Genomic DNA, 26,455 nt, shown 5'->3' with positions numbered 1-26,455 from the left:
ATAACTATTTTTGCGATAACAGTGTTTTTCGATGGCGTCCATCGAATCAGTCGATGAGGTCCTGGAGGCTTTGGCGCAGCTGCTCCAGCTGTGCCTTCATGGCCCTTGCCTGGTCAGGACTCAGGCCGGTGGCACAGAGCAGCTGCCTGGGCACGGCCTCGGCCTTGCTCCTCAGAGCCAGGCCGCCGTCGGTCAGGCACAGCAGCTGCCGGCGCTCGTCCTCAGGGCTGCGCCTGCGGCCGAGCAGACCCTGGGCCTCCAGGCGCTTGATGACCGGGCTCAGGGCGCCCTTGTCCTGGCCCAGCCTTTGGCTGAGTTCGGTGACGGTGAGGCCGTCCTGCTCCCAGAGCACCAGCATGATCAGGTACTGGGGGTAGGTCAGCCCCAGCTCGGCCAGCAGCGGTTTGTAGAGCTTGCCCATGGCCAGGGAGGTGGAATAGAGGGCGAAGCAGAGCTGATTGTCCAGCCTGAGTGCCTCGCAGGGGGCCTTGTCCATCCGCATTTCTCGAAAGTAGCTACCCGGCCATCTTAAAGCACCAGAGGTGCCTTGCGCCAACCCGGGCCTGGTGCCTCAGAGCCCCTGGCCCTGCTGCCAGAAGCGGCGCAGCTTGGGCAGCCAGTTGTCCACTTCTATGCCCTGGTCCCGGCGCCAGTCGACGTCGTAGTAGGTGTTGAGGTAGCGCTCGCCCTGGTCGCAGATCAGGGTGGCCACCGAGCCCTCCAGGCCGGCTTCGGCCATCTCCTTCACCTTCAGCAGGGCGCCGAAGAAGTTGGTGCCGGAGCTGCCGCCCACCCGGCGGCCAAGCAGCTCCTCCAGCAGCAGCATGGCGGCCAGGCTGGCGTCGTCCGGCACCCTCAGCATCTCGTCGATGACGTCGGGCATGAAGCTGGGCTCCACGTGGGGCCGGCCTATGCCCTCGATGCGCGAGCCCCTGGTCCTGATCTCGGGATCCCGGCTGTGATAGAAGTCGTGGAAGGCGGAGTTTTCCGGATCCACCACGCACAGGCGGGTGCTCATCCGGGCGTAGCGGATATGGCGGCCCAGGGTGGCCGAGGTGCCGCCGGTGCCGGCGCTCATCACCACCCAGTGGGGATCGGGGTGGGGCTCGTGGGCCATCTGCGCGAACAGGGTCTCGGCGATGTTGTTGTTGCCGCGCCAGTCGGTGGCCCGTTCGGCAAAGGTGAACTGATCCACGAAGTGGCCGCCGGTTTCCCTGGCCAGGCGGTGGGATTCGGCGTCGATCTGGGCCGGGCAGTCCACCAGGTGGCAGCGGCCGCCGTAGAACTCGATCTTGGCGATCTTCTCCCTGGAGGTGCCCCTGGGAATGACGGCAATGAAGGGCAGCCCCAGCAGCCGGGCGAAGTAGGCCTCGGATACCGCCGTGGAGCCGCTGGACGCCTCTATGATGGTCTTGCCTTCGGTGATCCAGCCGTTGCAGAGCCCGTACAGGAACAGGGAGCGGGCCAGGCGGTGCTTGAGGCTGCCGGTGGGGTGGCTTGACTCGTCCTTCAGGTACAGCTGGATGCCGGGGAAGGCCGGGATCGCCAGTTTCAGCAGGTGGGTGTCGGCGCTGCGCTGGAAGTCGGCTTCGATCTTGTGGATGGCGTCATTGACCCAGGGGCGTGGCATGGTCGGTCTCGGCTGGCAAAAGTTACCGATACTCTAGGCTGTTACGACCGGATCAGGAAGGGCCTCGTCCGCCGGGAAAGCTTCTACGCTGAAAAAGGAGTCAGCAGGAGAGCCGCCATGACCAGTCAGATCCCCCTGGAGCGTTACCGCAACATCGGCATCAGCGCCCATATCGACGCCGGCAAGACCACCATCACCGAGCGCATCCTCTTCTATACCGGGGTCAGCCACAAGATAGGGGAGGTCCACGAGGGCACGGCCATCATGGACTGGATGGATCAGGAGCAGGAGCGGGGCATCACCATCACCTCGGCGGCCACCAGCACCGCCTGGAAGGGCATGGCCGGCAATCTCGACGAGCACCGCATCAACATCATCGACACCCCGGGCCACGTGGACTTCACCATAGAGGTGGAGCGCTCCATGCGGGTGCTGGACGGCGCCGTCATGGTCTATGACGCCGTCGGCGCCGTGCAGCCCCAGTCCGAAACGGTGTGGCGCCAGGCCAACAAGTACCAGGTGCCGCGCATCGCCTTCGTCAACAAGATGGACAGGATCGGCGCCGACTTCCTGCGGGTGGAGCGGCAGATCCGCGAGCGCCTCAAGGGCCTGGCGGTGCCGGTGCAGATCCCCCTGGGGGCCGAAGACGACTTCCACGGCGTGGTGGATCTGGTGAAGATGCGCGCCATCCTCTGGGACGACGCCAGCCTGGGGGTGACCTTCAGCGAGCATGACATCCCGGAGGCGCTGCTGTCCCTGGCCAATGAATGGCGCGAGCACATGGTGGAGGCGGCCGCCGAGGGCTCCAACGAGCTGCTGGACAAGTACCTGGGCGGCGAGCAGTTGAGCGAGGCCGAGATCAAGGCCGGCCTCAGGGCCAGGACGCTGCGCAACGAGATAGTGCCCATGCTGGCCGGCAGCGCCTACAAGAACCGGGGCGTGCAGGCGCTGCTGGATGCCGTGCTGGACTACCTGCCTTCGCCGGTGGATGTGCCCGCCATCAGGGGCCACGACGAGAAGGACCACGAGATAGAGCGCCACCCCAGCGTCGACGAGCCCTTCTCGGCCCTGGCCTTCAAGATCATGACCGATCCCTTCGTCGGTCACCTGACCTTCTTCCGGGTCTACTCCGGGGTGGTAAGGACGGGGGATGCCGTCTACAACCCCACCAAGGGCCAGAAGGAGCGGCTGGGGCGCATCCTGCAGATGCACGCCAACGACCGCAAGGAACTCAAGGAGGTGCATGCCGGCGATATCGCCGCCGCCGTTGGCCTCAAGGGGGTCACCACCGGCGACACCCTCTGCGATCTCAACCACCCCATCATCCTCGAGAAGATGAGCTTCCCCGAGCCGGTGATCTCCCAGGCCATAGAGCCCAAGACCAAGGCCGACCAGGAGAAGCTGGGCCAGGGCCTGGGCCGCCTGGCCCAGGAGGATCCCTCCTTCAGGGTCCGTTCCGACGAGGAGTCGGGCCAGACCATCATCTCCGGCATGGGTGAGCTGCACCTGGACATCATAGTGGACCGCCTGAAGCGGGAATTCGGGGTCGAGGCCAGGGTCGGCAAGCCCCAGGTGGCCTACCGGGAAACGGTGCGACAGGCCGTTTCCGGCGTGGAGGGCAAGTTCATCAAACAGACCGGCGGTCGCGGCCAGTACGGCCATGTGGTGCTGCGCCTGGAGCCCCTGGAGGAGGGCGGCGGCTACGCCTTCCTGGACGAGGTCAAGGGCGGGGTGGTGCCCAGGGAATTCATCCCGGCGGTGGACAAGGGCATCCAGGAATCCCTGGCGACCGGGGTGCTGGCGGGCTACCCGGTGGTGGACGTGCAAGTGGCCCTGACCGACGGCTCCTCCCATGACGTGGACTCCAACGAGAACGCCTTTCGCAGCGCCGCCGCCATGGCCTTCAAGGAGGCCATGAAGCAGGCCGGGCCGCAGCTGCTGGAGCCCATGATGACGGTGGAGGTGGAAACCCCGGAGGAGTTCATGGGCAACGTCATGGGCGATCTCACCGCCCGGCGCGGCGCCATGCAGGGCATGGACGACATCCCCGGCGGCAGCAAGCAGCTGCACGCCCTGGTGCCGCTGGCGGAGATGTTCGGCTATTCCACGGCGCTGCGCTCCCTGACCCAGGGGCGCGCCACCTTCACCATGGAATTCAAGCACTATGCCCCGGCCCCCCAGGAGGTGCTGGCGCAGCTGCAGGGGCGCTCCTGACCTTGGGCATTGAACGCCTGCCTTGGCGCGCCGGCAAGAGGGCCCGAGCGCCTGCCAAAAGTGTTTCTTTGTGCTTACATTGGTGTAGGGGGCAGGGAAGGCCCCGACCAGCAAGGGCGGAAAGATGCAACCAGGGATGGCCGGGGCTTTGACAAGGAATCATGAGAGTCAAGCATGAACGATCTGCTTTCCCCCTCGATACTCAGGCTGCGTGCCACGGCGGCCGAAGTGACCCAGGCGGTGATAGGGCCACAGAGTGCCCATGTCGACCGGGAGGCGAGCTGGCCGGCACGGTCCATGCAGGTGCTGGCGGACGCGGATCTCATGGGGCTGCACGTACCCAAGCGCCTGGGCGGTCACGAACAGGGCCTGCTGGCCCTGGCTGTGCTGGGGGAAACCCTGGCCAGGGGCTGCGCCTCCACCGCCCTGTGCTATGCCATGCACTGCGTGGGCAGTGCCGTCATTGCCGCCAAGGCCACCCCCCACCATGAAGAACACTACCTCAGGCCCATCGCCGAGAACCGCCATATCACCACCCTGGCCTTGTCGGAGTCGGGCACGGGCGCCCATTTCTACCTGCCCCGGACCGGGCTGGCCCGCGACGGCGACAGGTTCAGGGTGAGCGGCACCAAGCAGTTCGTCACCAATGGCGGCCATGCCGATTCCTATGTGATCTCCACCCAGGCCAGCATGGCGGAGGCGGAGCCGGGGGATTTCAGTTGCCTGGTGGTCGATGCCGACACCCAGGGCATCCGCTGGCGCGATCCCTGGCGGGGCTTCGGCATGAGGGGCAACTCCTCCAGGGCCATGGCCATGGAGGATATCCGGGTACCGTCGGCGAACCTGCTGGGCCGGGAAGGGGACCAGATCTGGTACGTGTTCGAGGTGGTGGCGCCCTATTTCCTGATTGCCATGGCCGGCAGCTATGTGGGCCTGGCCCAGTCGGCCCTGGATCTCACCCTCTGCCACCTGCAGAACCGCCACTACCAGCATTCCGGGGAAAGCCTGGCGGATGTGTCGGTGCTGCAGCACAGGGTCGCCGAGATGAGCCTGGCGGTGACCAAGGCCAGGGGCCTGCTGTACCGGGCCGCCTACCTGGGTGATATCGGCGATCCCGGCGCCACCGCCGAGATCATGCTGGCCAAGGCCGATGCCGCCGACACCGTGGTCAGGGTCGCCAACGAGGCCATGACCTGCTGTGGCGGCGCCGCTTATCGCGACAACAGTGAGTTGGCGCGGATCCTCCGTGATGCCAGGGCCAGCCATGTGATGGCCCCCACCACCGACATCCTCAAGACCTGGGCCGGCCGCCTGCTCCTTGGCCAGCCACTGCTGTAGGGCCGGAGCCTGCCATGTCGCCCCATGTGCTGCTGGTCGATGCCCCCCAAAGCCTGGCCAGGACCAGGGCGCAGCTGCAGAGCCAGATAGCGGCGCTGGATCTGCAGCTGAGCAGTTGCAGCGGCCAGTGGCAGGATGTGCGCCTGGTGCTCGAACGCGGCGGCGACCAGCCGGTCCTGATCCTGCTGGGGCCAGGACTCTGCTCGCCCCTGCCCCTGGCCAGACGGCTGGCGGACAAACTGGCTGGTGAATGGCACTTTGCCTTCCTGGTGGACGACCGGGCCGAGGCGCTGGTCGAGCAGCTGAACTCCCCCGTCAACGGCCTGGGCGGTCGCTGGCGGGTGTTCGAGCTGGGAAACGGCCTGGACGGCCTCAGGGGCTACATCAGGTCGGTCAGAAAGGGGCGGCAGCACCGTACCACCCTCAGCGGCATCAACCATCGCCTGGCCATGTCCGCCAGCACGGACGTGCGCCTCCTGCACCGTTACATGGTGTCGGTCCAGTTCCTGGAGAACATCCTCGACCATGCCCACGATGCCATCATCGCCACCACCAGAGACGGCCTGATCGTGCGCTGGAACAGGGCGGCCGAGGCCATGTTCGACATTGCCAGCGACCAGGCCGTGGGCCGGCGCATCAGCGACATCAGCGACGGCCATTGGGCGGAAAAGCTGGTGCGGTTGATGACCGAGCTGATGGCCAATGGCCTCAGCTACCGTTCCCAGACCATCGAATGCCTGCGCGCCGACGGCCAGCGTCTGTTCATGGACCTGACCCTGTCGGTCATCGAAGGGGATCCGGATGGGGTGATCGGCTTTTCCGCCGTCATTCGTGACGTCACCGAACGCAGGAAGACCGAGGACGAGCTGGCGCGGCTGCGCCAGGAGCTGGAGCGGCTCTCCTACCTGGACGGCCTCACCGGCATCGCCAACAGGCGGAGCTTCGATCTGGCCCTGGACAAGGCCTGGGCCAGGGCCAGGCGCAGCCGCGAGCCGCTGTCGCTGATCCTGGTCGACCTGGACCATTTCAAGGAGTACAACGACCGCTACGGCCATCTGCAGGGAGACGAATGCCTGAAGATGGCCGCCACGGTGCTGGGCCAGGTGGCCAGGCGGGAGACGGACTTGGTCTGTCGCTACGGCGGCGAGGAATTCGCCCTGCTGCTCAGCGACACGGGCGCACCGCAGGCGGCCGCCCTGGCGCAAAGGTGCTGCCAGGCCGTGGCCGAGCAGGCCTGGCCCCACCGGGGCGAGGGGGCGAGCCGTATCGTCACCATCAGCGCCGGGGTGGCGACCCTGGTCCCCGGCCAGGACGACGAGGCTGCCAGCCTGATCGCGGCCGCCGACCGGCAGCTCTACCGTGCCAAGGAAAAGGGCCGCAACAGGATCGAGCCGGAGCCGTGACTCAGTTGATCCCGGCCAGCTCCGCCACCCAAGGGGCGGCATCCGGGGTGCGCAGCCGCTTGCCGTGCCTGTCGTGCCACCAGCGCTCCAGCCAGGAAATGCCCCAGGGGCTGATGAAGTGGTCCTGCTGGCGATAGGCGGGATCGGCCAGCGCCTGCTCCAGGCTCACGAAGCCATAGCCCCTGTCCCGGTACAGGGCCAGCAGCGGCGCCAGGTAGTCGGCATTGAGGGCGTTGGCATGGAGCAGCAGGATCTGGGCCGGCTCCCGGCCCAGCAGCTTCACCGACAGCGCCTCGAAGAAGGCGGTGTTCTCGGCCATGTAGCGCAGGTAATCCTCGGCCACTTTCTCCGCCTTGACCTTGTCGCCGGCCACCAGGGCCTTGTCGTAGGCCAGGGCGTAGATCCACTCGTCGTTGTCGAAGGTCACAGGTGCCACCCGGTAGCCGTGCTCGGCCAGAAAGGCCTCGAACTGGGCGCGGGTGTCGGCGTCCGGCCCTGTGTTCAGGTAGGGATGGCGGAAAAAGGCCGGCTTGCGGCCCTGGGCGGCCAGCAGCTCCTTGAGCACCCGCTCGCCTTTGAGCAGTTCCTGCTGGAATTCCGCCAGGGGCGTCTTGTAGAAGGACTTGTGGGAATAGCCGTGGTTGCCGAGATCCATGCCGGCGTCCAGCCAGGCCTTGAGCAGTGCCACCCGCGCCGGATCCGGCTCGGGCTCGCCCAGCTTCTGTTCGTTGACGAAGCCGATGGCCGGCGCCTTGGCCGCCTGCAGCTTGGTGAGCAGCCCGTGGGTGATGGCCTGGGCCCTGGCCAGATCCTGGCCCCGGACCACGGGCAGGTCGTCTATGGTCACCGCCAGGGTGCGGGCGATATCGGCATGGGCAGTGAAGGCGAGGGCGGCCAGCAGGGCAACAAGCAGGGCTTTCATCCGGGTCCTTGTGGGCGTTTTTCCGTTGGGAAGCCCAGCCTAAGGGAAAAGGACGGCAATGAGAAGACATGAAAAAGGGCCAGCGGTCACTGACCTGCTAGCCCTTGCTGTATCTGGTGGCCCCTGCCCGACTTGAACGGGCGACCAATCGATTATGAGTCGACTGCTCTAACCAACTGAGCTAAGGGGCCGTGGCGCTGAATTATAAGAGCATCCCGTCTGACTGTCACCCGGCAATGGCTTGTATTGCGGTCGTTTTTTCGGCAAACGGTTCGGCGCTGAGGGAAATCCCTCAGTCGTCCTGGGGGATCTCCCCGATGGTGCTGGCGCAGCCCAGCCCCGACACTGGTGCGGTATTAACAACTTCATAACCAGTGGAGCAGATCATGAAAAAGCGCAACCTGATTTCCCTGATGGCTGGTGGCGCCATGCTGGCGGGCTTCAGTCTCAATGCCGTGGCCCAGGGCGTACTGGGCAGCCAGCTGGCCCAGAAGCTGGACGGCCTGGCCCCGGATGAGCAGCTGATGGTGGTGGTGACCTATGACCAGATGGAGGCGGTGACCCCGGAGCAGATCCGCGCTCTCAACGGCCTGGGCATCAGCCAGGGCGTGCAGTTTCAGACCCTGCCCATCGTCGGCGCTCTGGCCAATGCCGAGCAGATCGGCGCCCTGCTGCAGCGCCCCGATGTGCGCTCCGTGTACCTCAATCGCACCCTGAGCTACAGCAACCACGACGCCCGCGAGGTCACCAGCGTCAGCGAGTTGCAGTCCGACGCCTTCCTGGATCGCAACGGCGTCACCTTCACCGGCAAGGGCGTCACGGTGCTGGTCAACGACTCCGGCATAGACGCTACCCACGGTGATCTGCGCCTGGGCGAGAAGGTGGTGGAAAACGTCCAGGCCATCACCAATGCCAGCGTCGGCCGCGCCCTGCTGCCGGTCTTTCCGGAAGGGCTGTGGCTGGAAGGCCAGGCCAACTCCGATCTCAACGTGGGCCATGGCACCCACTGTGCCGGCACCGTCGGCGGCACCGGTGCCCAGTCCGGCGGCCTTTACCAGGGGGTGGCCGTGGACGCCGACCTGATCGGCTACGGCTCCGGCGCCGGCCTGTCCATCCTCGACGCCCTGGGCGGCTACGACTACAGCATCGCCCACCTGTGGGACTTCAACAGCCCCATCCGCATCATGAGCAACTCCTGGGGCAGCTCCGGAAGCTTCGACCCCCATGGCCCCATCAGCCTGGCCTCCTACAAGGCCTACAAGCTGGGCGTGCTGAGCGTGTTCGCCGCCGGTAACGACGGCCCCGGCGAAGACACCCACAACCCCTACGCCCAGATCCCCTGGGGCCTGTCCGTGGGTGCCGGCACCAAGTCGGGCGGCCTGGCCGGCTTCTCCTCCCGGGGCAAGGAAGGCGAGTCCGGCAGCTTCACCATGCCCGACGGCAGCCAGTGGCAATACCGGAACGAGGTCTCCATAGTGGCGCCCGGGGTGGACATCATCTCTACCCGGGCCGTGACCAACCTGGCCTCCAACGGCGGCGCCGAGGATCTCGATGCCATGGCCCTGGAGCACGTTCCCTACTACACCATGATTTCCGGCACCTCCATGGCCACCCCCCATGTGGCCGGTATCGCCGCCCTGATGCTGGAGGCCAACCCCGAGCTGACGCCCTTGGATATCAGGCGGCTGCTGATGGAAACCGCTACCAATATGCCAGGCTACGAGCGCTGGGAGGTGGGCGCCGGCTATGTCAACGCCAAGGCGGCGGTGGCGGCGGCCCTGGACGAGCGCACGGCGGACCAGGGCACCGTCAACAATCTGCGCGACGACTTCAATGCCAACGAACAGCTCTTTGTCAGCGACAGGGTCGACCGGTTCGAGCTGCTGTTCAGCCCGGTGGGGCCGTCCGAAAGCTACAGCTTCGAGGTTGGCGAGGAGGTGGCCTGGATCAAGGCCTCGGCCGAGGCCCTGGCCAATACCACCAAGCTCAAGCTGACCGCACCGGACGGCACCGAATACCTGGGTAACCTGACCCTGCCGGTGCTGGGCAGCAACATGCGGGTCTCGGCCCCCGGCCAGGCCGGTACCTGGATCCTGAGCGTATACGGCCTGACCTCGCTGTCCGGGGTGCAGCCGGATCCCACAGGCACCACCAATGGCCCGGGCCTGCCGGAGATGATCGGCGGCCAGATCAGCTTCCTGATCTCCGACGGTTTCGAGGGCATCGACGACAGCCAGGGCCATCCCGCCCAAGGCGCCATCGAATACGCCATCAGCGAACGGCTGATGGATGGCCTGGCCAACAACAAGTTCGCCCCGGATCAGCCGCTGCGCCGCAACCAGCTGGCCCGCTACCTGGTGATGGGCGCTGCGGTGCGCCAGAGCCGACCGCTGCTCAACGAGCCTCTGGTCAGCTTCAGCGACGTCAGGGCTCAGGACATGCCCTTCGTCAGCGCCGTGGCCGCGGTGGGAGGCGCCCTCAAAGACAGGAGCAACGCCCAGTCACCGGTAATGCGCAGCGCCGAGGCGTTCAACCCCCGCCAGGCGGTGACCAAGGCGGAGCTGGCCTACAGCCTGGTGCAGAGCCTGGGCCGTGAAGCCGAAGCCCTGGCCCACGACGGCGAGCTGAGGGTGGACTACATGGGCGAGCAGGTGCCGGTGCTGGACGCCACAGAGGTGCCGGCCGAGCTGCTGGGCCATGTGCAGGAGGCGCTGAACCTGGGCCTGCTGGGTGTGCGTTTCGAGGTGCGGCAAGGCCCCTATGACATCACGCCCAGCCTGGTGGCCCGCTTCGAGCCGGCCAGCAGGATCAGCCGCGCCCATTACGCGGTGATCGCTGGTCGTCTCTACGACGCCTACCAGCAGTGAGGGACCGGGGTGTGAGCTGGAGCACAGTCTCATGCCCCGGCTTTATTTGGCGCCGCATTTGTTGTTAATGTCATGTAACAGAATCAGGCAAGGACGCCGTTATCCTGGAGGAATCAAACCATGGTGCGTCAACTGAGTCTGCTCGCCTGCCTGCTGAGCTTTAGCTGCCTGGCGGCCGTTACCGAAAGCCGCATTGCCCGGGACAAGGCCGAGTTCACCCTGGCCGAGGGCCTGCACAGCGTCGAGCTGACGCTCTCCTTCGACAGGGCCCTGGGCCTGACCGAGCACAGTGCGGGCGTCGACGCCTACCTGTTTTCCCCCACCGACGCCGCCCTGCTGGCCAGGCTGCCGGCGGGTGTCACCCCGGTGGCGGCCTTCCCGATGATGATCGTCATAGAGCCGCCCGCCGATCAGGGCCTGGCCTTCGAAGGGCCGGCGGAGGTGGCCATCCACACCCATGATCTCGATTTCGACGCCGGCTACCGGCTGTTCAAGGCGCCCCTCGGCGGCGATTTCAGGGACGTCACCGCCAACCATGGTGCCGGTTCCTACCGGGCCCGGGGCCGTACCGGCAATTTTTCCGAGTGGCTGGTGGTGCGTGACCAGCGCGACAACGACGCCGTGGTAGCGGCAAAGTACCAGCGCCTGGGGGCCATCCTCGAGGGCAGCGCCCTGCCGGCGGCGCTGCTGGCCCAGTTGCAGCAGCTGCTGAGCCTGTCCGAGCAGGCCCATGAACTGGGTGATACCGGTCTGGCGCTGTCGCAGCTGGCCGCCTTCACCCGCCTCGTCGACGCCCAGCAGGGCCAGGCCATCGCCAATGTCTGGCGTTCCAGCCGGGATCTGGACAACCTGGCCGGGCGCCTGCTGGGCCAGGCCGACACCCTGCGCTTCAGCCTGCTGCAGGACTGACGCCATGCCGGCCCGGTTGTCCCTTTATTTTCCCCAGCAGCCGGTGAAGGTGTTCCTGCTCGACGAGCAGGCCAGCTACACCCTGGGCCGGGATCCCCACTGCCAGATCTGTATTGAAGACGGCTCAGTGTCCCGCCAGCACGCCCGCTTCCTGGGGGCGGGCAGGGGCTGGACCCTGGAGGATCTGGGTTCCAAGAACGCCACCACGGTCAACGGCGAGGCCATCACCCGCGCCCATATCGACGGCGACCGCTGGCTGACCTTCGGCCAGCTCAACGCCCGCTTCCAGATCCTCGGCCAGCAGCAGCTCCAGGAGCAGCAGGGCCGGGAGGCGGCCCGCTGGCAGGCCTGTGCCCGCTACGGCAGGCAGCTCAACGGCGAGCCGGATCTGCAGCGGCTGCTGGCCCAGGTGCTGGAGGCCATGGTCGGGCTGGCCGACACCGACCGGGCCTTCATCCTGCTCAAGGAGCCCGGCGGCGAGCTGGCCATCAGGGCCGTGCTGGGGGTTTCTCCCCAGGCGCTGCTGAGCCCGGATTTCGTGGGCTCGCGCAGCGCCGTCAACCTGGTGCTGGAAGGCGGCGAGGCCCTGGTCACCAGCGACAGCCAGGCCCACGGCTACCTGGGCCAGCAGCCCAGCGTACAGCTCAAGGCCATCCGCGCCCTGGCCTGCCTGCCGCTGGATTACGGCGACGAGCGCCTTGGGGTCATCTACACCGACAGCCTGGCCGAGGGCAAGGCCATCACCGAGCTGGATCTGGCCATACTCGAGGCCATGGCCAACAACGCCGCCATGGCCATAGTGGCCGCCATGCTCAGGGCCGATCTCGAGGCGCTCAGCGGCCGGTCGGCCAGGGCGCCCCTGCCCAGCGTCCTGGCCTGGTCCCGGCACTGACAATGACAGGAGGCGCCATCGCCAGTGGTTCATGATCCCCAGCCGACCCAGACCCTGGATAACCTGCCGGAGCCCCTGGCGGCCGGGGCGCGCCTGGCGGGGCGCTTCGTCGTAGAGCGGCTGCTGGGACGAGGCGCCCACGGTTTCGTCTACCGGGCCCGGGATGAACGACTGGGGGTGGCGGTGGCCCTGAAGCTGCTGGACGGCGGCGACGCCAAGGCGCTTGGCAACGAGCTGCTGCTGGCGCGCCGGATCAGCCACGACAACGTGGTGCGCCTGCACGATCTGGTCGAGACCGAGCAGGGGCTGTGCTGCACCATGGAGCTGATCGAGGGCGAGAGCCTGGCCGAGCGCCTCGACCGGGAAGGGCGGCTGCCGCCGGCGGTGGTGGCGACACTGGCCCGGCAACTGCTTGACGCCCTGGCGCTGGCCCACCGCAAGCAGGTGGTGCACCTGGATCTCAAGCCCGACAACATTCTCCTCGATGGCCAGGGTCAGCCCCATATCAGCGATTTCGGCATTGCCCGGGCCCTGGATGCCGACGGCGCCACTCGTGGCCGTGCCGGCACCCCGGACTACCTGTCCCCGGAGCAGCTCCAGGGCCGGCCCCTGGACGGCCGCTCCGATCTGTTCAGCCTGGGGGTGATCCTCTACGAGGCCGCCACCGGCTGCCTGCCCTTCGAAGGGGAGGACCCCGAGGCGCGCATGCAGGCGCGCCTGGCGCGCCGGCCCCAGCCGCCCCACCTGCGCTGTCACGACATTCCCCTGGGCCTGAGCCGGCTGATCATGGCCCTGCTGGCCATCCATCCCCGCCAGCGTCCCGCCGACGCCTCCCAGGCCCTGGCCCGGCTGGCGCCCCGGCCGGCGCGGCGCCGGCCCTGGTACTGGGGGGCGGCGCTGGTGCTGCTGGCGGTTCTGGCCTGGTGGCGCTGGCCGCCCGGCTCGCCCCGGGACGAAGGCGGCGCCACGGCGGTGCCGCCGCTGCTGATCCTGCCGGCCGAGGTGGCCGCGCCCCTGCCGGCCTGGCTGTCGGAGGCCGCCGCCGAGCAGCTCTACAGCCAGCTGGGGGGCTCGGCCAGGTTGCAGCTGGTGGAACAGAAACAGGTCTTCAACTACATCCGCCAGATGGACTGGCAGCCGCCCCTGAGCCCGGCCCAGCAGCGGGAGCTGCTGCAGGCCTTCGAGGCCGCCTGGGTGGTGGCACCCGGGATCCGGCCCCTGCAGGAGGACTGGCACCTGGCGCTGCGATTCGGCCCTCCTGGCCAGCTGTCCGGGGAACTGCTGGAAAGCCACAGCGCCCCGGGGGCGGTCTTGACCGCCCTGGGCGAGCTGGGCGGTCAGCTGCTGATCCGCCTGGACAGGGGCGCCCAGGCGCCACCGGCCGTGCCGGCCGCTCAGCTGGCCGAGGTCAACCTGGTGCGCCAGCACCTCGACCGGGGCGAACACGACCAGGCCCTGGCCAGCCTCAACCGCCTGACCCGCCAATGGCCCTCGGCGCTGAGCTGGTACTTGACCTTCCGAGCCTATGACGGCCTAGGCCGGGCCGAGGGGGCGACCCAGGCCCTGGCCAAGGCCGCCGAGCGCCTGGGCGATCCCGACTCGACCCTGGCCCTGCGCATCCAGTTCGAACAACAGCGCCTGGCCGGCACCGCCGAGCAGGCCCTGGCCACCCTGGCCCTGCTGCGGGCGCGCCAGCCCTTCGACGGTCGCCTGGCCCACCTCAATGCCGAGCTGCTGGCCGAGCACCGGGATCTCAACGCCGCCATCGCCGCGCTGCAGGACTGGCTGGCGGTGAGCCCGGCCGATGCCCGGGGCTGGTACCTGTTGGGCCGCCAGCAGATCCGCCAGGGCCAGCCCAGGCCTGCCCTGGAAAATGCCCTGGCCCGGGCCCTGGTGCTGGCCCGCAGCCAGCGCCAGGGGGCCCTGGAGGCCGATGTGCTGGCCGCCCTGGGGGTGGCCCAGGAGCACCTGGGAGAGCTGGCCCTGGCCCGGGACTACTACCGCCAGGCCCTGGCTGGGCGCCAGGCCCTGGGGGACGAGCCCGGCCAGGCCGGGTTGCTGGCCAACCTGGCCTTCCTGAGCGCCATCGCCGGGCAGCTGGAGCAGGCCGGCAAGCTGCTGGACAGGGCCGAGCAATTGCTCCAGGGCGACCATGCCCCGGCGCTGCTGGCCAGCATCCTCAACGACAAGGGCCTGCTGCTGGAGGAGCTGGGCCGCTACGGCGAGGCCAAGGGCCAGTACCTCAAGGCATTGCGCCTGCGCCGGGAGCTGGGGGATCCGGGCCTGGTGGCCGAGAGCCAGGTCAATGTCGGCTACATGGCCATGCTGTCCGGCAACGGCGAGGAGGCCAGGGTCTATTTCCAGCAGGCCCAGGCCGGTTACCAGGCGATGGGGGACAGCCGCGGCGACATGCGCTGTCGCCAGCACCTGGCCACCCTGGATGGCCAGGACGGCCGCTGGCCCCAGGCCACCCGCGCCTGGCTGCAGAGCCGCCAGGAGGCCGAGGCGCTGGGGGATCAGCAGGCCCGGCTGTCGGCCATGATCCACCTGGCCCAGCTGGGCCTGTGGCGGGGCCAGAGCGTCCAGGCCGAGGCCGAGCTGGCCGCTGCCGCCCGCCTCGCCGACGAGCTTGAGGATCCCCGTGCCAGGCGGGAGATCCTGCTGCTGCGGGCCGAGCTGGCGCTGCGCTACGGCGGCGATCCCCTGGCCCACGGCCTGGACCCCGACGCCACGCCGGACCAGCAGGCCCGGCAGCGGCTGATCCGGGCCGAATGGCTGCTGGAGCAGGGCCTGCGTTCACAGGCCAGGACCGAGCTGGAAGGGCTGATGGCGCGGCCCCTGCCGGCCTGGGAGGCGGGCTGGCGGCAGGTGCTGGCGGCGCGGCTGGGACTGGCGCCGTCCCAGGCGGTGAGCCCGGCCCGGATCTGGCGCTGGTACCAGGGCCTGGAGGCGCCGCCGGCCCAATCCTGGTTCCAGCTGCGCCAACAGGCCCTGCGTTGTGAACAGGCGACCTGCCAGGCCCTGCCGGCCTGGTTCCGTCGCGGCCTGGACCAACAACAACGGCAGGCCTTCCTGGCCCTGCCCTGGATTCCCGAACGGTGGAGAGAGGACGATGGAGCAGCATGAGGTGATGAGCCGGCTGCACCAGCTGGCCCTGGAGCAGGACAGGCTGACCCGGCAGCTGATGGCCGGCGAGCAGCGCTTTCGTGGCCTGGCCCGCAGCGTCTGGCGGGTGCAGGAAGAAGAGCGCAAGCGCCTGGCCCGGGAGCTGCACGACGGCCTGGGCCAGACCCTGACCGCCCTCAAGCACCGGCTGGCGGCTCTGGCGCCCAGCGATGCCAGCCGCGATGCCCTGGCCCTGGCCGAGCAGGCCCTGGCCGACACCCGCAACCTGGCGCGGCTGCTCAGGCCCGCCATACTCGACGACCTCGGCCTGGGGCCGGCCCTCAACTGGCTGTGCCGGCTCACCGAGCAGCGCACCGGCTGGCAGGTGCCGCTGCAGCTGTCCGGCCTGGATCAGCGCCTGGCGCCGGAGCTGGAGACGCTGTTGTTTCGTGTGGCCCAGGAGGCCCTGGCCAACGCCCAGAAGCATGCCAAGGCCTCGGTGGTGGATATCAGCCTGCTGCGCACCGGCCAGCGGCTGCTGCTGAGCGTGGCCGACAACGGCGCCGGCTTCGAGTTGGACAGCGCCCTGGCGGCCCAGGGCGACGGCTTCGGCCTGCGCAGCATGCAGGACAGGGTCGAGCTGTTCGGAGGCGAGCTGGTGATCAACACCAGTCCCGGCAGCGGCACCGAGATCCGCGTGCACCTGGACATTTGAACGCAAGACAAGAGGAGCAGTGCCATGATCCGCATCCTGGTGGCAGATGATCACACCATAGTGAGGCAGGGCCTGGTGTCGTTGCTGGACGGCCAGGGTGAGATCCGGGTGATCGGCCAGGCCAGTGATGGCATGGAGGCGGTGGAGAAGGCCCTGGAACTCAAGCCCGACATCCTGGTTACCGACGTCACCATGCCGCGCCTCAACGGCATCGAAGTGGTGCGGCGGCTGCACCAGCAGCAGCCCCAGATCCGGGTGCTGGTGCTGACCATGCACGAGGAGGAGGAGTACGTGCTGCACATGGTCAAGGCCGGCGCCGCCGGCTACCTGGTCAAGGACAGTGCCTCCGCCGAACTGTGCCAGGCGGTGCTGAGCCTGGCCCAGGGCAAGGGCTACTTCAGCCCCAGGGCGGCGCAGATCCTGGCCGACAGCATGCGCGAGCCGGAGCGGGATCTGAGCGATCCGTATGGCGATCTCACCAACAGGGAGCGGGAAGTCTTCCACCTGGTCATAGAGGGGCGCACCACCAAGGAGATCGCCAGCCGCCTCGATATCAGCGTCAAGACCGCCGAAAACCACCGCACCAGGCTGATGGACAAGCTGCAGGTGCACAACACCGCCGAGCTGGTTCGTCTGGCTGTCAGGCGCGGCCTGCTCACATAAAAAAAGCCGGGCATCCAGCCCGGCCAATGTCAGGGAACGCATCCTTTTCAATCCAGATACCTGGCCTGCAGGCGAACCGCGGCGGCGGCGAAGTCGCCACGGCTGACCACTCCGGCCGGCTCGAAGTAGGCCTTCAGGGTCGGGGTCAGCTCGAAGGGGCCCTGCTCCACGGCGAAGCGGGGGGCCAGCAGGCCCAGATCCAGCGCCAGTTGCACATGGCCGCGCCACTGGGCGGGGATGCTGTCGCTGTCCACCACAGGCACAGCCTGGCCCAGGTGATCCACATGCAGCTGCTCGGGAGCGTCCTGGGCCTGGGCTTCCAGGCCCAGGCTCTGGATCAGGCTGTAGGCCAGCAGGCTGCGTTCGACCTGGCCCCCCGGGCCGAAGCGGCCCTCGGCCAGGGCCGGAACCAGGGCCTGCTGACGCTGATACAGATCCTTGAGGGCGGCGCCCGGGCTGGTCACGGCGTTGACGGCCCCGGCCAGGGTCGCGGCCACGTCGTCGAAGCCGCCGGCGTTGCCTGCGATGCTCTGGCGGGCGGCGCCGGCCAGGGTCAGGTAATCGGCCAGTTCGGCGCGGGTCAGCCTGGCATCGGGTTCGAAGCCGTTGGTCCTGGCGTCCATCAGCTGCTCGGCCACCGCCTTAAGGGCGAAGGCCTCGGCGGGGTGACCGAAGACATCGTCGATGCCATTGTAGCCGTCGATGCGTTGCTGGCGGACGGTGGCGGTGATGGTTTCGGGCAGGCCGATGCCGTTGCTGGCGCCGGTCGGATCCAGGGGCACGCCGGAAACGGAGCCGACGCCGCGCAGGCTCAGGGTCCAGGTGCCCGGCTTGCCGGGGGCGGTAGCGGCGACGTTTTCGCCCAGCACCGGCAGGGCGATGCCGGAGCCGTAGCGAATGCCGTCGGGATCGGTCAGCACCAGGGCCAGGGTGTTGCTGCCGATCCGCGCCGAGGCGCTGATCAGGCTGATGCCCTCGGCCACCTCGAAGGGCACCTGCTCGGGTTCGCCGACCGGGCTGAAGGGCACCTGGTGGCTGGACTGGCCTGCCAGGGAGCTGTCGACGCCGGCATGGAAGCTGCGGTTGTGCTTGGTGGTGTCGCCATAGGCGTCGGCGAAGCCGGCAGCGGCGCGTACGGCGGCATGGGCGTTGACGTAGCCGGCGCCGACCTCCCAGGATTCGTAACCGGGCATGTTGGTGGCGGTGTCCTGGAGGATCGCCTTGACCTCACGCCAGCCCAGGCCGGGGTTGGCTTCCAGCATCAGCGCTACTATCCCCGACACATGGGGGGCGGCCATGGAGGTGCCGCTCATGACGGTGTAGTAGGGCAGCTCGCTTTCGGGCATGGCCTCGAGGTCGCCACTCAGGCTGAGGGCGCCCAGGGGGCCCGAGGTACTGGCGCGCACCGAGACGATGTCGACGCCGGGGGCGGTGATGGTGGGCCTGTCCACCCAGACATAGGGGGTGCCGTCGACCTCGGTCTCGCCTTCCCTGTCGCGCACGCCCCGGGAGGAGAAGTCCGCCAGCCGGCCCTGCTTGTCGCCGGCGGCCACGGTGATCACCCAGGGCGCCTTCTTGAAGTTGCCGGTGATGGTGCCTTCGCCCGAGCCGGAGTTGCCGGCCGAGAACACCACCACCACGCCGCGGTCGGCCAGGGCCTTGGTGGCCACGTTGGTGGGGTGATCCGGATCGAAGTCGCTGCCGATATCGCCCGTGGAGCCGAAGGAGTTGGAGATGACCCTGATGTTGTAGTCGTACTGGTGGGTCAGGGCGTAGTCGAAGCCGCCCAGGGTGTCGAGGATGAACAGGCCGGCGCCGGAGCCGTAGCCGATCAGATCGGCACCCGGGGCCACCCCTTCCTGGCGGCCCGAGGACATGGCGCCGTTGCCGCCGATGATGCCGGCCACATGGCTGCCGTGGCCGCCGCCGATATCGGTGTTGATCACGTCCTGCTGGTAGCTGATGGGCAGGGTGTCGCTGAAGCTGCGCAGGTTGGTCTGGGCCAGCACGTTCTGCACCGCATGTTCCGGGAAGCGGATGTCGTTGTGGCTGCCGTCCACCCCGGAGTCGTTGATCACCACGCCGATGCCGCGGCCAGAGTAGGGCAGGCCGGCACTGCGCAGCTGGGGATCCAGGCGCAGCCGGTCGACCCCGGTCAGGGCGGTGGCCTCGGCGTTGTCCCAGGCTAGGGGCTGGTTGTGGTAGAGGGAGCGGATGCCGTCCAGCTGCTGCAGGGCGGCCAGCTGGGCCGGGGTGGCCAGCACCCCGGCGATGGGCAGGGACTGCAGGGTCAGGCCGCTGAGGCCGAGGTCGGTCAGCAGCTGGCGCTGGTCCGGGCCGAGGGGGCCGTCGCCCTCGAAGGTGACTATGACCTCCAGTTTGTCACCGGTGTCGGCCGTGGCGGCCAGCTGGGCCAGTTGCGGATCCAGACTCAGGGCCAGGGCGGCATGGCTGCCGAAGTAGAGGACGGCGCCCCCAAAGAGGGCGCGCAGGCGGTGGAACTTGTAGGCTGTCATGGTGGTGTTCCTTGTGGTAGTGGTCGACTCTGATAGTGACCACTGACACAAAGGCAGGCCATGGGCGTGATCCCTCAGTGCCCTTGGGGGATTTCCCTCAGGCGAATGTGGCCATCGACTTTTCTTGCTTTCAATTGCAAATGAGAATGGATACCATTTGAGCGTATTCAAGGGAGCCCAGCCATGATCAAGACCCTGACCTTTGCCTGCGTGCATATGAGTATCGCCTTTGCCGTTGCCTACCTGATGACGAGCTCGCTGCTGGTGGGCGGCGTCATGGCGCTGGTGGAGCCGGCCTGCAATACGGTGGCCTATTTCTTCCACGAAAGGCTGTGGTCGCGTATCCAGCAGCGCCGTTCACCGCAACCGGCTTGAGGCCCTGGCCGGCACTGGCTATGCTCTGGCCTCCTTGTTCCTGTGAGACAACGCCATGCTGTCCGGCCTGCTGCTGATCCTGTTGCCGCTCTTCCTCGGTTACCTGCTGACCATCAAGAATGCCGCCTGGCTTGATGCCATCAATCGCGGCGTCAGCCTGCTGGTGTACGTGATCCTGTTCATCATGGGCATGGGCCTGGCCCAGATCGAGGAGCTTGGCGCCAAGCTGCTGCCCATGGCCGGCACCATCGCCGCCATGTTCGCCTGCCTGAGCCTGGGCAACTGGCTGGCCCTGGCCCTGGTGGCCAGGCTGATGGGCGAACGGGGCCGGGACGGCGATGGCGCCCCGGTCAACTGGCTGGCGCTGCTCAAGGACAGCGGCCTGCTGGTAGGCGCCGTGGCCCTGGGCACCCTGGTGGGGCTGCTGTGGACGCTGGACGTGGGCACCTGGTCAGAATATGCCCTGGCGCTGCTGTTGCTGCTGATCGGCATCCAGCTGAGGGCCGCCGGCATGAGCCTGCGCCAGTTGCTGCTGAACCGACTGGGCCTGGCCATTGCCGGCGCCGTGCTGCTGAGCAGCCTGGCGGTGGGGGCGCTGCTGTCGCCCTGGCTGGGGCTGACGCCCTGGCAGGGCATGGGGGTGATGAGCGGTTTCGGCTGGTATTCCCTGTCCGGGATCCTGGTCAGCGACGCCCTTGGCGCCCAGTGGGGGGCCATGGTGTTCTTCACCGATCTGGCCCGGGAGCTGGTGGCGCTGGCGCTGATCCCGGTGCTGATGCACCGCAGCCGGCCGCTGGCCATAGGTTATGCCGGCGCCACGGCCATGGACTTCAGCCTGCCGGCGCTGCAGAAGAGCGGTGGTGTGGATTGCGTGCCCATCGCCGTGGTCAGCGGCTTTGCGCTGTCGCTGGCCACGCCGGTGCTGATGGCGCTGCTGCTGGCCTAGGGACTGGTGCCGATGAGAGGATTCGAACTGACATCGGCTTAGGCTTCGAAGAGCGTCCTAACTCATTGATTTTTCGTCTATGGCCAGGCATGTGGTGTGCCTGGCCTGTCTATAAGTGTACCACCTTGATGGACTACGCAGGCAGCGCCCCGGGTGTTCAATAATGACTAGGCTTCTGACCCGTATCCTGGTGCGATGCTAAGGTTTTCCACGCCATAAAGCGCCGGAGTATTACGCAGCCATAGTTGATATTCCTTTCCTTTCCGCGAGTGGTCAGGAGAGCAATCAACGTTCCAGCGGCGTAAGACGTAGCCTGCAACTGCCGCACGGATGTTCACTTTCAGAACACCATCCTTCATGCCGTAATCGAGTTCAACAGCGTTGGGGTGCTCAACGTTCTTTTCGTTCGGGTGAGGGACAATCTCCATTTCAACGATCCGGTTCCACTGGATATCAGCATCCTTCTTCTCATGACGCTCAACATGCCCGAACCGCACAACGGCATTTGTTATACGCGTGAGGACAAAATCCGCAAAGCGGTTCCGCTTCCGGTCATAAGCCCTGACGTGCCAGCGGAGTCCGTTATCTACTAAGGCCAGGGGCACAATCTCTCGCTCTGAGGTGCCACTGCTCAGCGAGCAGTATTCAATGTGAACTGCCTGCCCCTGGTGGATTGCTGTTGATAGTGCTGAAAGGACTTCAACAGATGGATGGTTCAGGAGCACCGGGGTTTCGCAGGCGATCATGGATGTATGCATGCCAGCAAAGTGAGCCCCCATTCCCTGCGACAAAGCTGAGAGTACCTGCTTGGGAGTGTATTCGAATAGGGGGTCGAAACAGTCCCCCTTGAAGTAGGCCTTGGACTTGGTATCGAAGACCATGTTGTCAGGGCGTATCTTCCTGTATTCAGCCAAATCCCTCGATGCAGCCGCTTCCTTTATGCCGAAGCGCTCTATCAAGTCGCTTCTGTGCACGGTGCCAAGGAAGTACAGCCTGAACTCTATATGGAACACACGCTCCCGCTGTGCCTGAGGCATCTCTAATAGTCTCGGATGCGGCATGATCCTGCTTCCTCTCGTTATCTTATTGTCAGGATAGTATGTGAGTGTTTCTGATAGTTCAATCGATCGAAAAAAGATCTTGACCGCTATCAATATTAGATCGTATGGTTGTCATGCAACCACAACCTAGGAGAGTAACCATGCGCCGCTACACCGGAAATATGAACGGAGAACGTTATCTCGGTAACACCAACACCACTGAGGTCCATGATCTGGATAACGAAAAAACCACTTGCCAGATCGATGAAATCATCCGCGCTGGACACGATAAGCCGTTTTCGTCGCTGGAAGAGGCGAAAAGGCAAGGTTACGACAACTGCCATTGGTGTCTTGGCGGTTCCACACGCTAAGCCTGCTGACTGACAAAGAGGAGAGTACTCATGGCTACTAACCCCCCGACTGGTGACGGGCATCGTAATGGTGCCGTTCGTAATCGTTCTCAAACCCAAACCCCTTCCGGACATTGGGTCAAGAGGGACAAGGACACGGGACGATTCATGGATGTGAAAACCTCTGACAAAACCCCGTTCAAAGGCGTCAGGAAGGAGAAGTAACGTTGGCGAATGGTAAGACACACCAAACGGCAGGTGCTGTCACGGGAGCATTGCTTTGCATGCTTGATAGGAAGAATGCCGGGTCTTTTGCTGTAGACCCGTTTTCCGCAGCACTGATTGGCAGTATCGGCGGCAGGTTGCCGGACATTCTGGAACCTGCTTTACATCCTAACCATCGCCAGTTTTTTCATAGCTTTTTTGTAGCGGTAACGATGTTCTACGGAATGAAAAAACTTTATGGCTGGGAACCGGAAACAGCAGGAAAACAGTTGATGAGGCAACTGTTATTGATTGGCGGGGGTGCATACCTAAGCCACTTACTCCTTGATTCGTTCACAAAGAAATCGCTCCCCATTGTGGGGAAGATATAGGCCTCTTGGAGGTTAGCTTGGAAAGCATTAGATCTAACTTGTACCCATGCGCCCACTGTGCCGGGACAGGGACATGTAAGAATGGTGTGGAAAGTAAAAGCTGTACCGCCTGCATTAAGAAGAATGAACTGAAAGGGAATGAACATATCGGTTTGCTTTGTGGGGCTTGTGGCGGCATAGGGATGGCCGAGCCAGTAACAGAGCGACTCAATAAACGAGCCAAGCCACTTCTGGCAATGGGCGTTGTATTCGCCATGCTAGTAATAGTCTTCGTCCTGGCCTTTAGCCAAAACCCTCATTTTACTGAAGTCCTGGCATTCGCCTCTATGCTCGTCGGCAGTGTTGTTACTTATTACTTTTCTGCTGGCCGGGATGCGAAAACCGGGTGACATCATCTGCAAAAACAAAGATGTTTCTTTGTTGGGAGGTCTTATATGAGCCTTGAAAAGACAATGAATATTGCTGTAACTGTTATAGCAATAATTGCATTAGTAGTATCCATCTGGCAGGGAGTTGTAACAAGAGAGCATAACAGGCTTTCCCTGAAACCGTATCTGTTAAGCAATCCTGTAGTGACAGGCGATAAAGGCAGAGACGGCGTATTTGTCAGTAATGATGGCGTTGGCCCAGCCTTTATTAAGTCAGCAAAAATCATTATCAATCAAGAGGCTTTTGACTTAACGGCTGGTGATTTGAGGGTAATGTATGAAAGTGTTGGGTTGAACCCAGACTGTTTTGTCAACAGATACCTTCCTGTAGGGGCAGTGTTAAAGCCTTCAGAAGAAGTGCATCTTATATCCGTTACTGGTGCCGACATCCTTGGCTGTAAACTTGAAATGATGTCGTTATTGGCATCGAAAGATGTGGAGTTATCGATCCGATACGCATCAGCATATGATGAAGAGTATATCTACAAGGGCGTTGTGAGCCTAAATAAAGGGCTCTCAGTGGATAGAATGATGCATAGCCATAAAGCATCAGATTAAACCAGGATTCCAGATAGGCAGTGTAATTGGAATGACAGGAGTTCAATGTGTATAGCCAGCCGTTTAAAGTCATGAAAGAAAGAATTCCTTTCCTTGAATATTTGACCAGGGTCGCAATTTTTATGAAAAGACCTGATATAGTTGAGGCCGATTATAAAAAGGAGGGAGGTCTAAGTTATGCTCTTTTGGACATCGTTTACGCCGTAACATTGATTTCATTTTTCATAGCTGTAATAGACCTGGTGTTTCATAGGAATCTGAGCGTGGCATGGTCCTTGTTTAGCAGCCAGTTCACGATCCTTGCCCAAATTACCTACTACGCACTCTTCTCTACAGTGGCCTTCTTTTTGCTGCTCTACATGGTAGAGATGGTTTCAAAGAGAAAAATTAACGTATCCAGTAGTGTTTTTTTATGCTCCCTTCAATATGCAAGATTTTACTCTGTGTTTATCTTCTTTTTCTTTCCAATAGTTGTCTTCTACATGAACTTGCTTTTGATTGAGCAGACAACAATGGATAAGTTTGTGGAAGATAATTTTATTGCGTCTGTGTTAGTTACATCATTCTTTGTTTGGTTGTATTTAAGGTGCTGCGTTTTCCCTATTGCATCATACTCCCAGCCACTAAAGGAGAAATATCTTTCGGCTGCTCTGATTGCGCTGATAACTTGGAGTGCCTTTTCTGCAAATAAATTAGCTCCTAGATTTGGCGAGTTAGCATTTGATACGAAGAAAGCTTGTGGAATCATTTATAAGCAGAAAAAGTTCCAAGCTCTTGACCCTGAAAAGCAAATGAACTTCAAGGAAAGTTGTGAAGCAACTAGACCTCTTCAGGACGAAGAACAGACATGAGCTATGTTAATTTATGGAGACAGGCTTAGGATTTCGTATAGTGCACAGTGCTGGGCAAGGCAGCCATATTAGTGAAACCAGAGGGAGCACTCATATTGGAAATCTTCTTGATGGATATGCCTTCACTGATATAGGGGAGCAAGAATACCTTGAAGGTATATTAAAGATAGTGCCTATGCATGAAATACTAGAAATGACTTTATCTGAATATAAGGCAGTCGTAATAGATCACTTGCCGTTGGTTGCAGAGTTTAAGATAAATTTCGATGGCGATTGATGCAAATTAGAGTTTGATATCTTTACTAATTACTGGTGATTATTATGACTGATAAAAATGATGGTGGTGATTCAAATGGCAGTGTGGTTGACAAGACATCCTTGCGTGGTGTAGTTAAATGGGGCCTTGTTGACCAAATCGATGGAACTTAGTCGGAGCCGGGCGATCAGATCGGCCAATCCCAGCCGTAGAAGACAACCGCCATGGCCATGAAAGCCGCGCAAAGCAATAACAAGAAGCCCAAGGCCAAGTACCGGGTCCGTAACTGGTCCCAATACAACGAAGCGCTGGTCAAGCGCGGCTCCCTGACCTTCTGGCTGGACGAGGCGGCCATCCGCAGCTGGCATAGCACCCAGCCCAACGGCAAGCGGGGCCGGGACCTGCATTACAGCGACCAAGCCATCACCACCGCACTGATGATCCAAGCAGTCTTCGGCTTGAGCCTGCGGGCGACGGAGGGCTTCATCAATTCGCTGTTCGAGTTGATGGGCCTGGAGCTCAGTTCGCCGGACTACAGCAGCATCAGCAAGCGGGCCAAGACGGTGACAGTGGATATCCGTCGCCCCAAGGGCCCGGTAGCGCACCTGGTGTTCGACGCCACCGGCCTCAAGGTCTACGGCGAAGGCGAATGGAAGGTGCGCAAGCACGGCAAGGAGAAACGCCGCAGCTGGCGCAAGCTGCACCTGGGTGTGGACGGCCAGGGTCACTGGCTCATCTACGCCGAGCTGTCCTTGGACAATGTGGCCGACGGCCAGGTCCTAGCCCCCATGCTCAGGCCACTGCGCCGCCAGATAGGCAGCGTCTACGCTGACGGCGCCTACGACAGCCGGCAATGCTACGAGGAAATCGCCCACAAAAGCGCCCGCCCGCTGATACCACCACGCAGCAATGCCGGTTATTGGCAGGCAGGGCATCCCCGCAACGAGGCGGTGGCGGCGCTCAAGGCCGGGGAGCTGGCAGAATGGAAGGTGGCGAGCGGCTACCACCGCCGCTCGATAGGGGAGACGGCGATGTGGCGGTTCAAGCAACTGACCGGCAACCGGCTACGACTGCGCGACTACAACGGCCAGGTTGGCGAGGCAATGGCCCGGGTTGCGGCGTTGAACAAAATGACGGCCTTGGGCATGCCGGTCAGTGACATGGTGCGCTGACCCCGGACGGTGTTGGGGCCCACTGGCCTTGGGGCTGAATTGATCAACAAGGCCGTTAAATGGCTTAGTGGAATTTTTACCAAAACGTCCAAAAGGGTGGATAAAGTAGACTCAAAACTGGACGATATAAAAGAAAGATTGATAAGGATGGAAGAGAGAGTTGGCAATAAAAGTATGGAGGACCGTCTGTCTCGATGTGAGGAAAAAATTGCAAACCGTTTCTCAGAACGGTTTCAAAGAGAGTTTTCTTTAATAAAAGATAATTTTAGAGTTGTTAGTGAACAGCAACAGAAAAACAATGAAGAGCTTATGAAAGCTCATAGAGAGTCATTTGATAATCTAATAAAGACGCAAACTGAAAGTTTGGTAAGGCAGACTGAAAGCCTGGAAAGGCAGATGAAAATGTATCATGATTCTTTGCAAAATAATTTCAATCAGATGGTCGCAACGATTAGTCTCGTTCTTAAAAGTGGAAGTGTATCTGCTGAAGAAGCCGGTGAAATTTTATCTTCGATAAAGCCTAACAAACCTGACTCTCCGTGATCTTTTATCGGTAGAGGATTTTATGGTTCTCTGCTGAGGGATCCAGAAAGCACTCATTCCTCCCTTAATCTATAAGCTTACTTTCTATATGCTGACATATTGTGACAGTTATAGAGCATTTTTATACCCTTAAAACAAGGAAAAAGCGCTTTGACGGTGCCAAAGC

Annotated in this window: 23 protein-coding genes and 1 tRNA gene; 18 read left to right on the top strand and 6 right to left on the bottom strand. The window is 63.5% G+C overall.

All coding sequences use genetic code 11. The features are described from left to right. Positions 1-46 precede the first annotated feature (46 nt). Entirely contained in the window at positions 47-496 is a 450-nt protein-coding gene (locus tag WDB71_RS12625; protein WP_341501943.1) for a MarR family transcriptional regulator, read from the bottom strand. 75 nt (positions 497-571) lie between these two features. Further along, complete coding sequence (locus WDB71_RS12620; protein WP_341501942.1) at positions 572-1,630, bottom strand: PLP-dependent cysteine synthase family protein; 1,059 nt, start codon at positions 1,628-1,630, stop codon at positions 572-574. Between the two features lie 117 nt (positions 1,631-1,747). On the opposite strand from WDB71_RS12620, the gene fusA reads away from it, so the two are divergent. The 3 genes from fusA (at position 1,748) to WDB71_RS12605 (ending at position 6,585) form a co-directional block, all read left to right on the top strand. Next, a complete protein-coding gene (fusA, locus tag WDB71_RS12615; RefSeq protein WP_341501941.1) occupies positions 1,748-3,844 on the top strand; it encodes an elongation factor G in 2,097 nt (698 codons plus the stop codon). A gap of 174 nt (positions 3,845-4,018) precedes the next feature. Next, a complete protein-coding gene (locus WDB71_RS12610) occupies positions 4,019-5,182 on the top strand; it encodes an acyl-CoA dehydrogenase family protein (RefSeq protein ID WP_341501940.1) in 1,164 nt (387 codons plus the stop codon). Positions 5,183-5,196: 14 nt separating this feature from the next. Next, a complete protein-coding gene (locus tag WDB71_RS12605; protein WP_341501939.1) occupies positions 5,197-6,585 on the top strand; it encodes a diguanylate cyclase in 1,389 nt (462 codons plus the stop codon). Between the two features lies 1 nt (position 6,586). Here the strand turns inward: WDB71_RS12605 and WDB71_RS12600 are convergent, their stop codons facing one another. Beyond that, positions 6,587-7,507 carry a polysaccharide deacetylase family protein gene (locus tag WDB71_RS12600; protein WP_341501938.1) on the bottom strand — a complete coding sequence of 307 codons (921 nt, stop codon included), beginning with the start codon at positions 7,505-7,507 and terminating at the stop codon, positions 6,587-6,589. Positions 7,508-7,621: 114 nt separating this feature from the next. Next, positions 7,622-7,698 (bottom strand) — tRNA-Ile (locus WDB71_RS12595). Positions 7,699-7,893: 195 nt separating this feature from the next. Between WDB71_RS12595 and WDB71_RS12590 the strand changes: the two genes are divergently transcribed. From WDB71_RS12590 to WDB71_RS12565, 6 genes are all read left to right on the top strand, one after another. Beyond that, complete coding sequence (locus tag WDB71_RS12590; protein ID WP_341501937.1) at positions 7,894-10,374, top strand: S8 family serine peptidase; 2,481 nt, start codon at positions 7,894-7,896, stop codon at positions 10,372-10,374. A gap of 120 nt (positions 10,375-10,494) precedes the next feature. Beyond that, positions 10,495-11,283 (top strand): DUF6689 family protein, encoded by a 789-nt coding sequence (locus WDB71_RS12585; protein WP_341501936.1) that lies wholly within the window; start codon positions 10,495-10,497, stop codon positions 11,281-11,283. Between the two features lie 4 nt (positions 11,284-11,287). After that, complete coding sequence (locus WDB71_RS12580) at positions 11,288-12,175, top strand: FHA domain-containing protein (RefSeq protein ID WP_341501935.1); 888 nt, start codon at positions 11,288-11,290, stop codon at positions 12,173-12,175. A 24-nt stretch (positions 12,176-12,199) separates the two neighbouring features. Next, positions 12,200-15,301: a protein kinase gene (locus WDB71_RS12575; RefSeq protein WP_341501934.1), complete on the top strand. Its 3,102-nt coding sequence runs from the start codon at positions 12,200-12,202 to the stop codon at positions 15,299-15,301. Next, positions 15,288-15,995, top strand: a complete 708-nt coding sequence (locus tag WDB71_RS12570) for a sensor histidine kinase (RefSeq protein WP_341501933.1) — start codon at positions 15,288-15,290, stop codon at positions 15,993-15,995. The genes WDB71_RS12575 and WDB71_RS12570 overlap by 14 nt, the downstream gene beginning before the upstream one ends. A 24-nt stretch (positions 15,996-16,019) precedes the next feature. Beyond that, a complete protein-coding gene (locus WDB71_RS12565) occupies positions 16,020-16,658 on the top strand; it encodes a response regulator transcription factor (RefSeq protein ID WP_341501932.1) in 639 nt (212 codons plus the stop codon). A gap of 47 nt (positions 16,659-16,705) precedes the next feature. Here WDB71_RS12565 and WDB71_RS12560 read toward each other — a convergent pair whose 3' ends face one another. Further along, positions 16,706-19,174 carry a S8 family serine peptidase gene (locus tag WDB71_RS12560; RefSeq protein WP_341501931.1) on the bottom strand — a complete coding sequence of 823 codons (2,469 nt, stop codon included), beginning with the start codon at positions 19,172-19,174 and terminating at the stop codon, positions 16,706-16,708. 183 nt (positions 19,175-19,357) lie between these two features. Between WDB71_RS12560 and WDB71_RS12555 the strand changes: the two genes are divergently transcribed. Together WDB71_RS12555 and WDB71_RS12550 are read left to right on the top strand one after the other, a co-directional pair. Further along, positions 19,358-19,549, top strand: coding sequence for a DUF2061 domain-containing protein (locus WDB71_RS12555; RefSeq protein WP_341501930.1), 192 nt, complete (start codon positions 19,358-19,360; stop codon positions 19,547-19,549). Between the two features lie 55 nt (positions 19,550-19,604). After that, positions 19,605-20,495 carry a lysine exporter LysO family protein gene (locus WDB71_RS12550; protein ID WP_341501929.1) on the top strand — a complete coding sequence of 297 codons (891 nt, stop codon included), beginning with the start codon at positions 19,605-19,607 and terminating at the stop codon, positions 20,493-20,495. A gap of 167 nt (positions 20,496-20,662) precedes the next feature. Here the strand turns inward: WDB71_RS12550 and WDB71_RS12545 are convergent, their stop codons facing one another. Then, positions 20,663-21,556, bottom strand: coding sequence for a WYL domain-containing protein (locus WDB71_RS12545; protein ID WP_341501928.1), 894 nt, complete (start codon positions 21,554-21,556; stop codon positions 20,663-20,665). Positions 21,557-21,696: 140 nt separating this feature from the next. On the opposite strand from WDB71_RS12545, the gene WDB71_RS12540 reads away from it, so the two are divergent. The 7 genes from WDB71_RS12540 to WDB71_RS12510 all read left to right on the top strand — a co-directional run bounded on the left by WDB71_RS12540 (position 21,697) and on the right by WDB71_RS12510 (position 26,289). Beyond that, positions 21,697-21,906: a hypothetical protein gene (locus WDB71_RS12540; RefSeq protein WP_341501927.1), complete on the top strand. Its 210-nt coding sequence runs from the start codon at positions 21,697-21,699 to the stop codon at positions 21,904-21,906. A 206-nt stretch (positions 21,907-22,112) separates the two neighbouring features. Continuing rightward, a complete protein-coding gene (locus WDB71_RS12535) occupies positions 22,113-22,481 on the top strand; it encodes a metal-dependent hydrolase (protein WP_341501926.1) in 369 nt (122 codons plus the stop codon). 86 nt (positions 22,482-22,567) lie between these two features. Beyond that, a complete protein-coding gene (locus WDB71_RS12530; RefSeq protein ID WP_341501925.1) occupies positions 22,568-22,870 on the top strand; it encodes a hypothetical protein in 303 nt (100 codons plus the stop codon). Positions 22,871-22,915: 45 nt separating this feature from the next. Continuing rightward, positions 22,916-23,467 (top strand): hypothetical protein, encoded by a 552-nt coding sequence (locus tag WDB71_RS12525; RefSeq protein WP_341501924.1) that lies wholly within the window; start codon positions 22,916-22,918, stop codon positions 23,465-23,467. A gap of 47 nt (positions 23,468-23,514) precedes the next feature. Continuing rightward, positions 23,515-24,318, top strand: coding sequence for a hypothetical protein (locus WDB71_RS12520; protein ID WP_341501923.1), 804 nt, complete (start codon positions 23,515-23,517; stop codon positions 24,316-24,318). Positions 24,319-24,804: 486 nt separating this feature from the next. Next, complete coding sequence (locus tag WDB71_RS12515; RefSeq protein ID WP_341501922.1) at positions 24,805-25,746, top strand: IS5 family transposase; 942 nt, start codon at positions 24,805-24,807, stop codon at positions 25,744-25,746. Positions 25,747-25,785: 39 nt separating this feature from the next. Further along, positions 25,786-26,289, top strand: a complete 504-nt coding sequence (locus WDB71_RS12510) for a hypothetical protein (protein WP_341501921.1) — start codon at positions 25,786-25,788, stop codon at positions 26,287-26,289. Positions 26,290-26,455: the final 166 nt, after the last annotated feature.

Source organism: Gallaecimonas sp. GXIMD4217 (assembly GCF_038087665.1).
Lineage (GTDB): Bacteria > Pseudomonadota > Gammaproteobacteria > Enterobacterales > Gallaecimonadaceae > Gallaecimonas.
The sequence above is the reverse complement of the archived record's forward strand: the minus strand, read 5'-3'. Positions and strand labels throughout refer to the sequence as shown.

Bases quoted from the DNA above. Each gene is read 5' to 3' on its own strand.
- WDB71_RS12545 (WP_341501928.1), bottom strand. From the start codon at position 21,556: ATGCCGCATCCGAGACTATTAGAGATGCCTCAGGCACAGCGGGAGCGT.
- WDB71_RS12515 (WP_341501922.1), top strand. From the start codon at position 24,805: ATGAAAGCCGCGCAAAGCAATAACAAGAAGCCCAAGGCCAAGTACCGG.
- WDB71_RS12605 (WP_341501939.1), top strand. From the start codon at position 5,197: ATGTCGCCCCATGTGCTGCTGGTCGATGCCCCCCAAAGCCTGGCCAGG.
- WDB71_RS12620 (WP_341501942.1), bottom strand. From the start codon at position 1,630: ATGCCACGCCCCTGGGTCAATGACGCCATCCACAAGATCGAAGCCGAC.
- WDB71_RS12555 (WP_341501930.1), top strand. From the start codon at position 19,358: ATGATCAAGACCCTGACCTTTGCCTGCGTGCATATGAGTATCGCCTTT.
- fusA (WP_341501941.1), top strand. From the start codon at position 1,748: ATGACCAGTCAGATCCCCCTGGAGCGTTACCGCAACATCGGCATCAGC.
- WDB71_RS12540 (WP_341501927.1), top strand. From the start codon at position 21,697: ATGCGCCGCTACACCGGAAATATGAACGGAGAACGTTATCTCGGTAAC.
- WDB71_RS12600 (WP_341501938.1), bottom strand. From the start codon at position 7,507: ATGAAAGCCCTGCTTGTTGCCCTGCTGGCCGCCCTCGCCTTCACTGCC.
- WDB71_RS12580 (WP_341501935.1), top strand. From the start codon at position 11,288: ATGCCGGCCCGGTTGTCCCTTTATTTTCCCCAGCAGCCGGTGAAGGTG.
- WDB71_RS12625 (WP_341501943.1), bottom strand. From the start codon at position 496: ATGGACAAGGCCCCCTGCGAGGCACTCAGGCTGGACAATCAGCTCTGC.
- WDB71_RS12570 (WP_341501933.1), top strand. From the start codon at position 15,288: ATGGAGCAGCATGAGGTGATGAGCCGGCTGCACCAGCTGGCCCTGGAG.
- WDB71_RS12585 (WP_341501936.1), top strand. From the start codon at position 10,495: ATGGTGCGTCAACTGAGTCTGCTCGCCTGCCTGCTGAGCTTTAGCTGC.
- WDB71_RS12565 (WP_341501932.1), top strand. From the start codon at position 16,020: ATGATCCGCATCCTGGTGGCAGATGATCACACCATAGTGAGGCAGGGC.
- WDB71_RS12590 (WP_341501937.1), top strand. From the start codon at position 7,894: ATGAAAAAGCGCAACCTGATTTCCCTGATGGCTGGTGGCGCCATGCTG.
- WDB71_RS12525 (WP_341501924.1), top strand. From the start codon at position 22,916: ATGAGCCTTGAAAAGACAATGAATATTGCTGTAACTGTTATAGCAATA.
- WDB71_RS12610 (WP_341501940.1), top strand. From the start codon at position 4,019: ATGAACGATCTGCTTTCCCCCTCGATACTCAGGCTGCGTGCCACGGCG.
- WDB71_RS12560 (WP_341501931.1), bottom strand. From the start codon at position 19,174: ATGACAGCCTACAAGTTCCACCGCCTGCGCGCCCTCTTTGGGGGCGCC.
- WDB71_RS12550 (WP_341501929.1), top strand. From the start codon at position 19,605: ATGCTGTCCGGCCTGCTGCTGATCCTGTTGCCGCTCTTCCTCGGTTAC.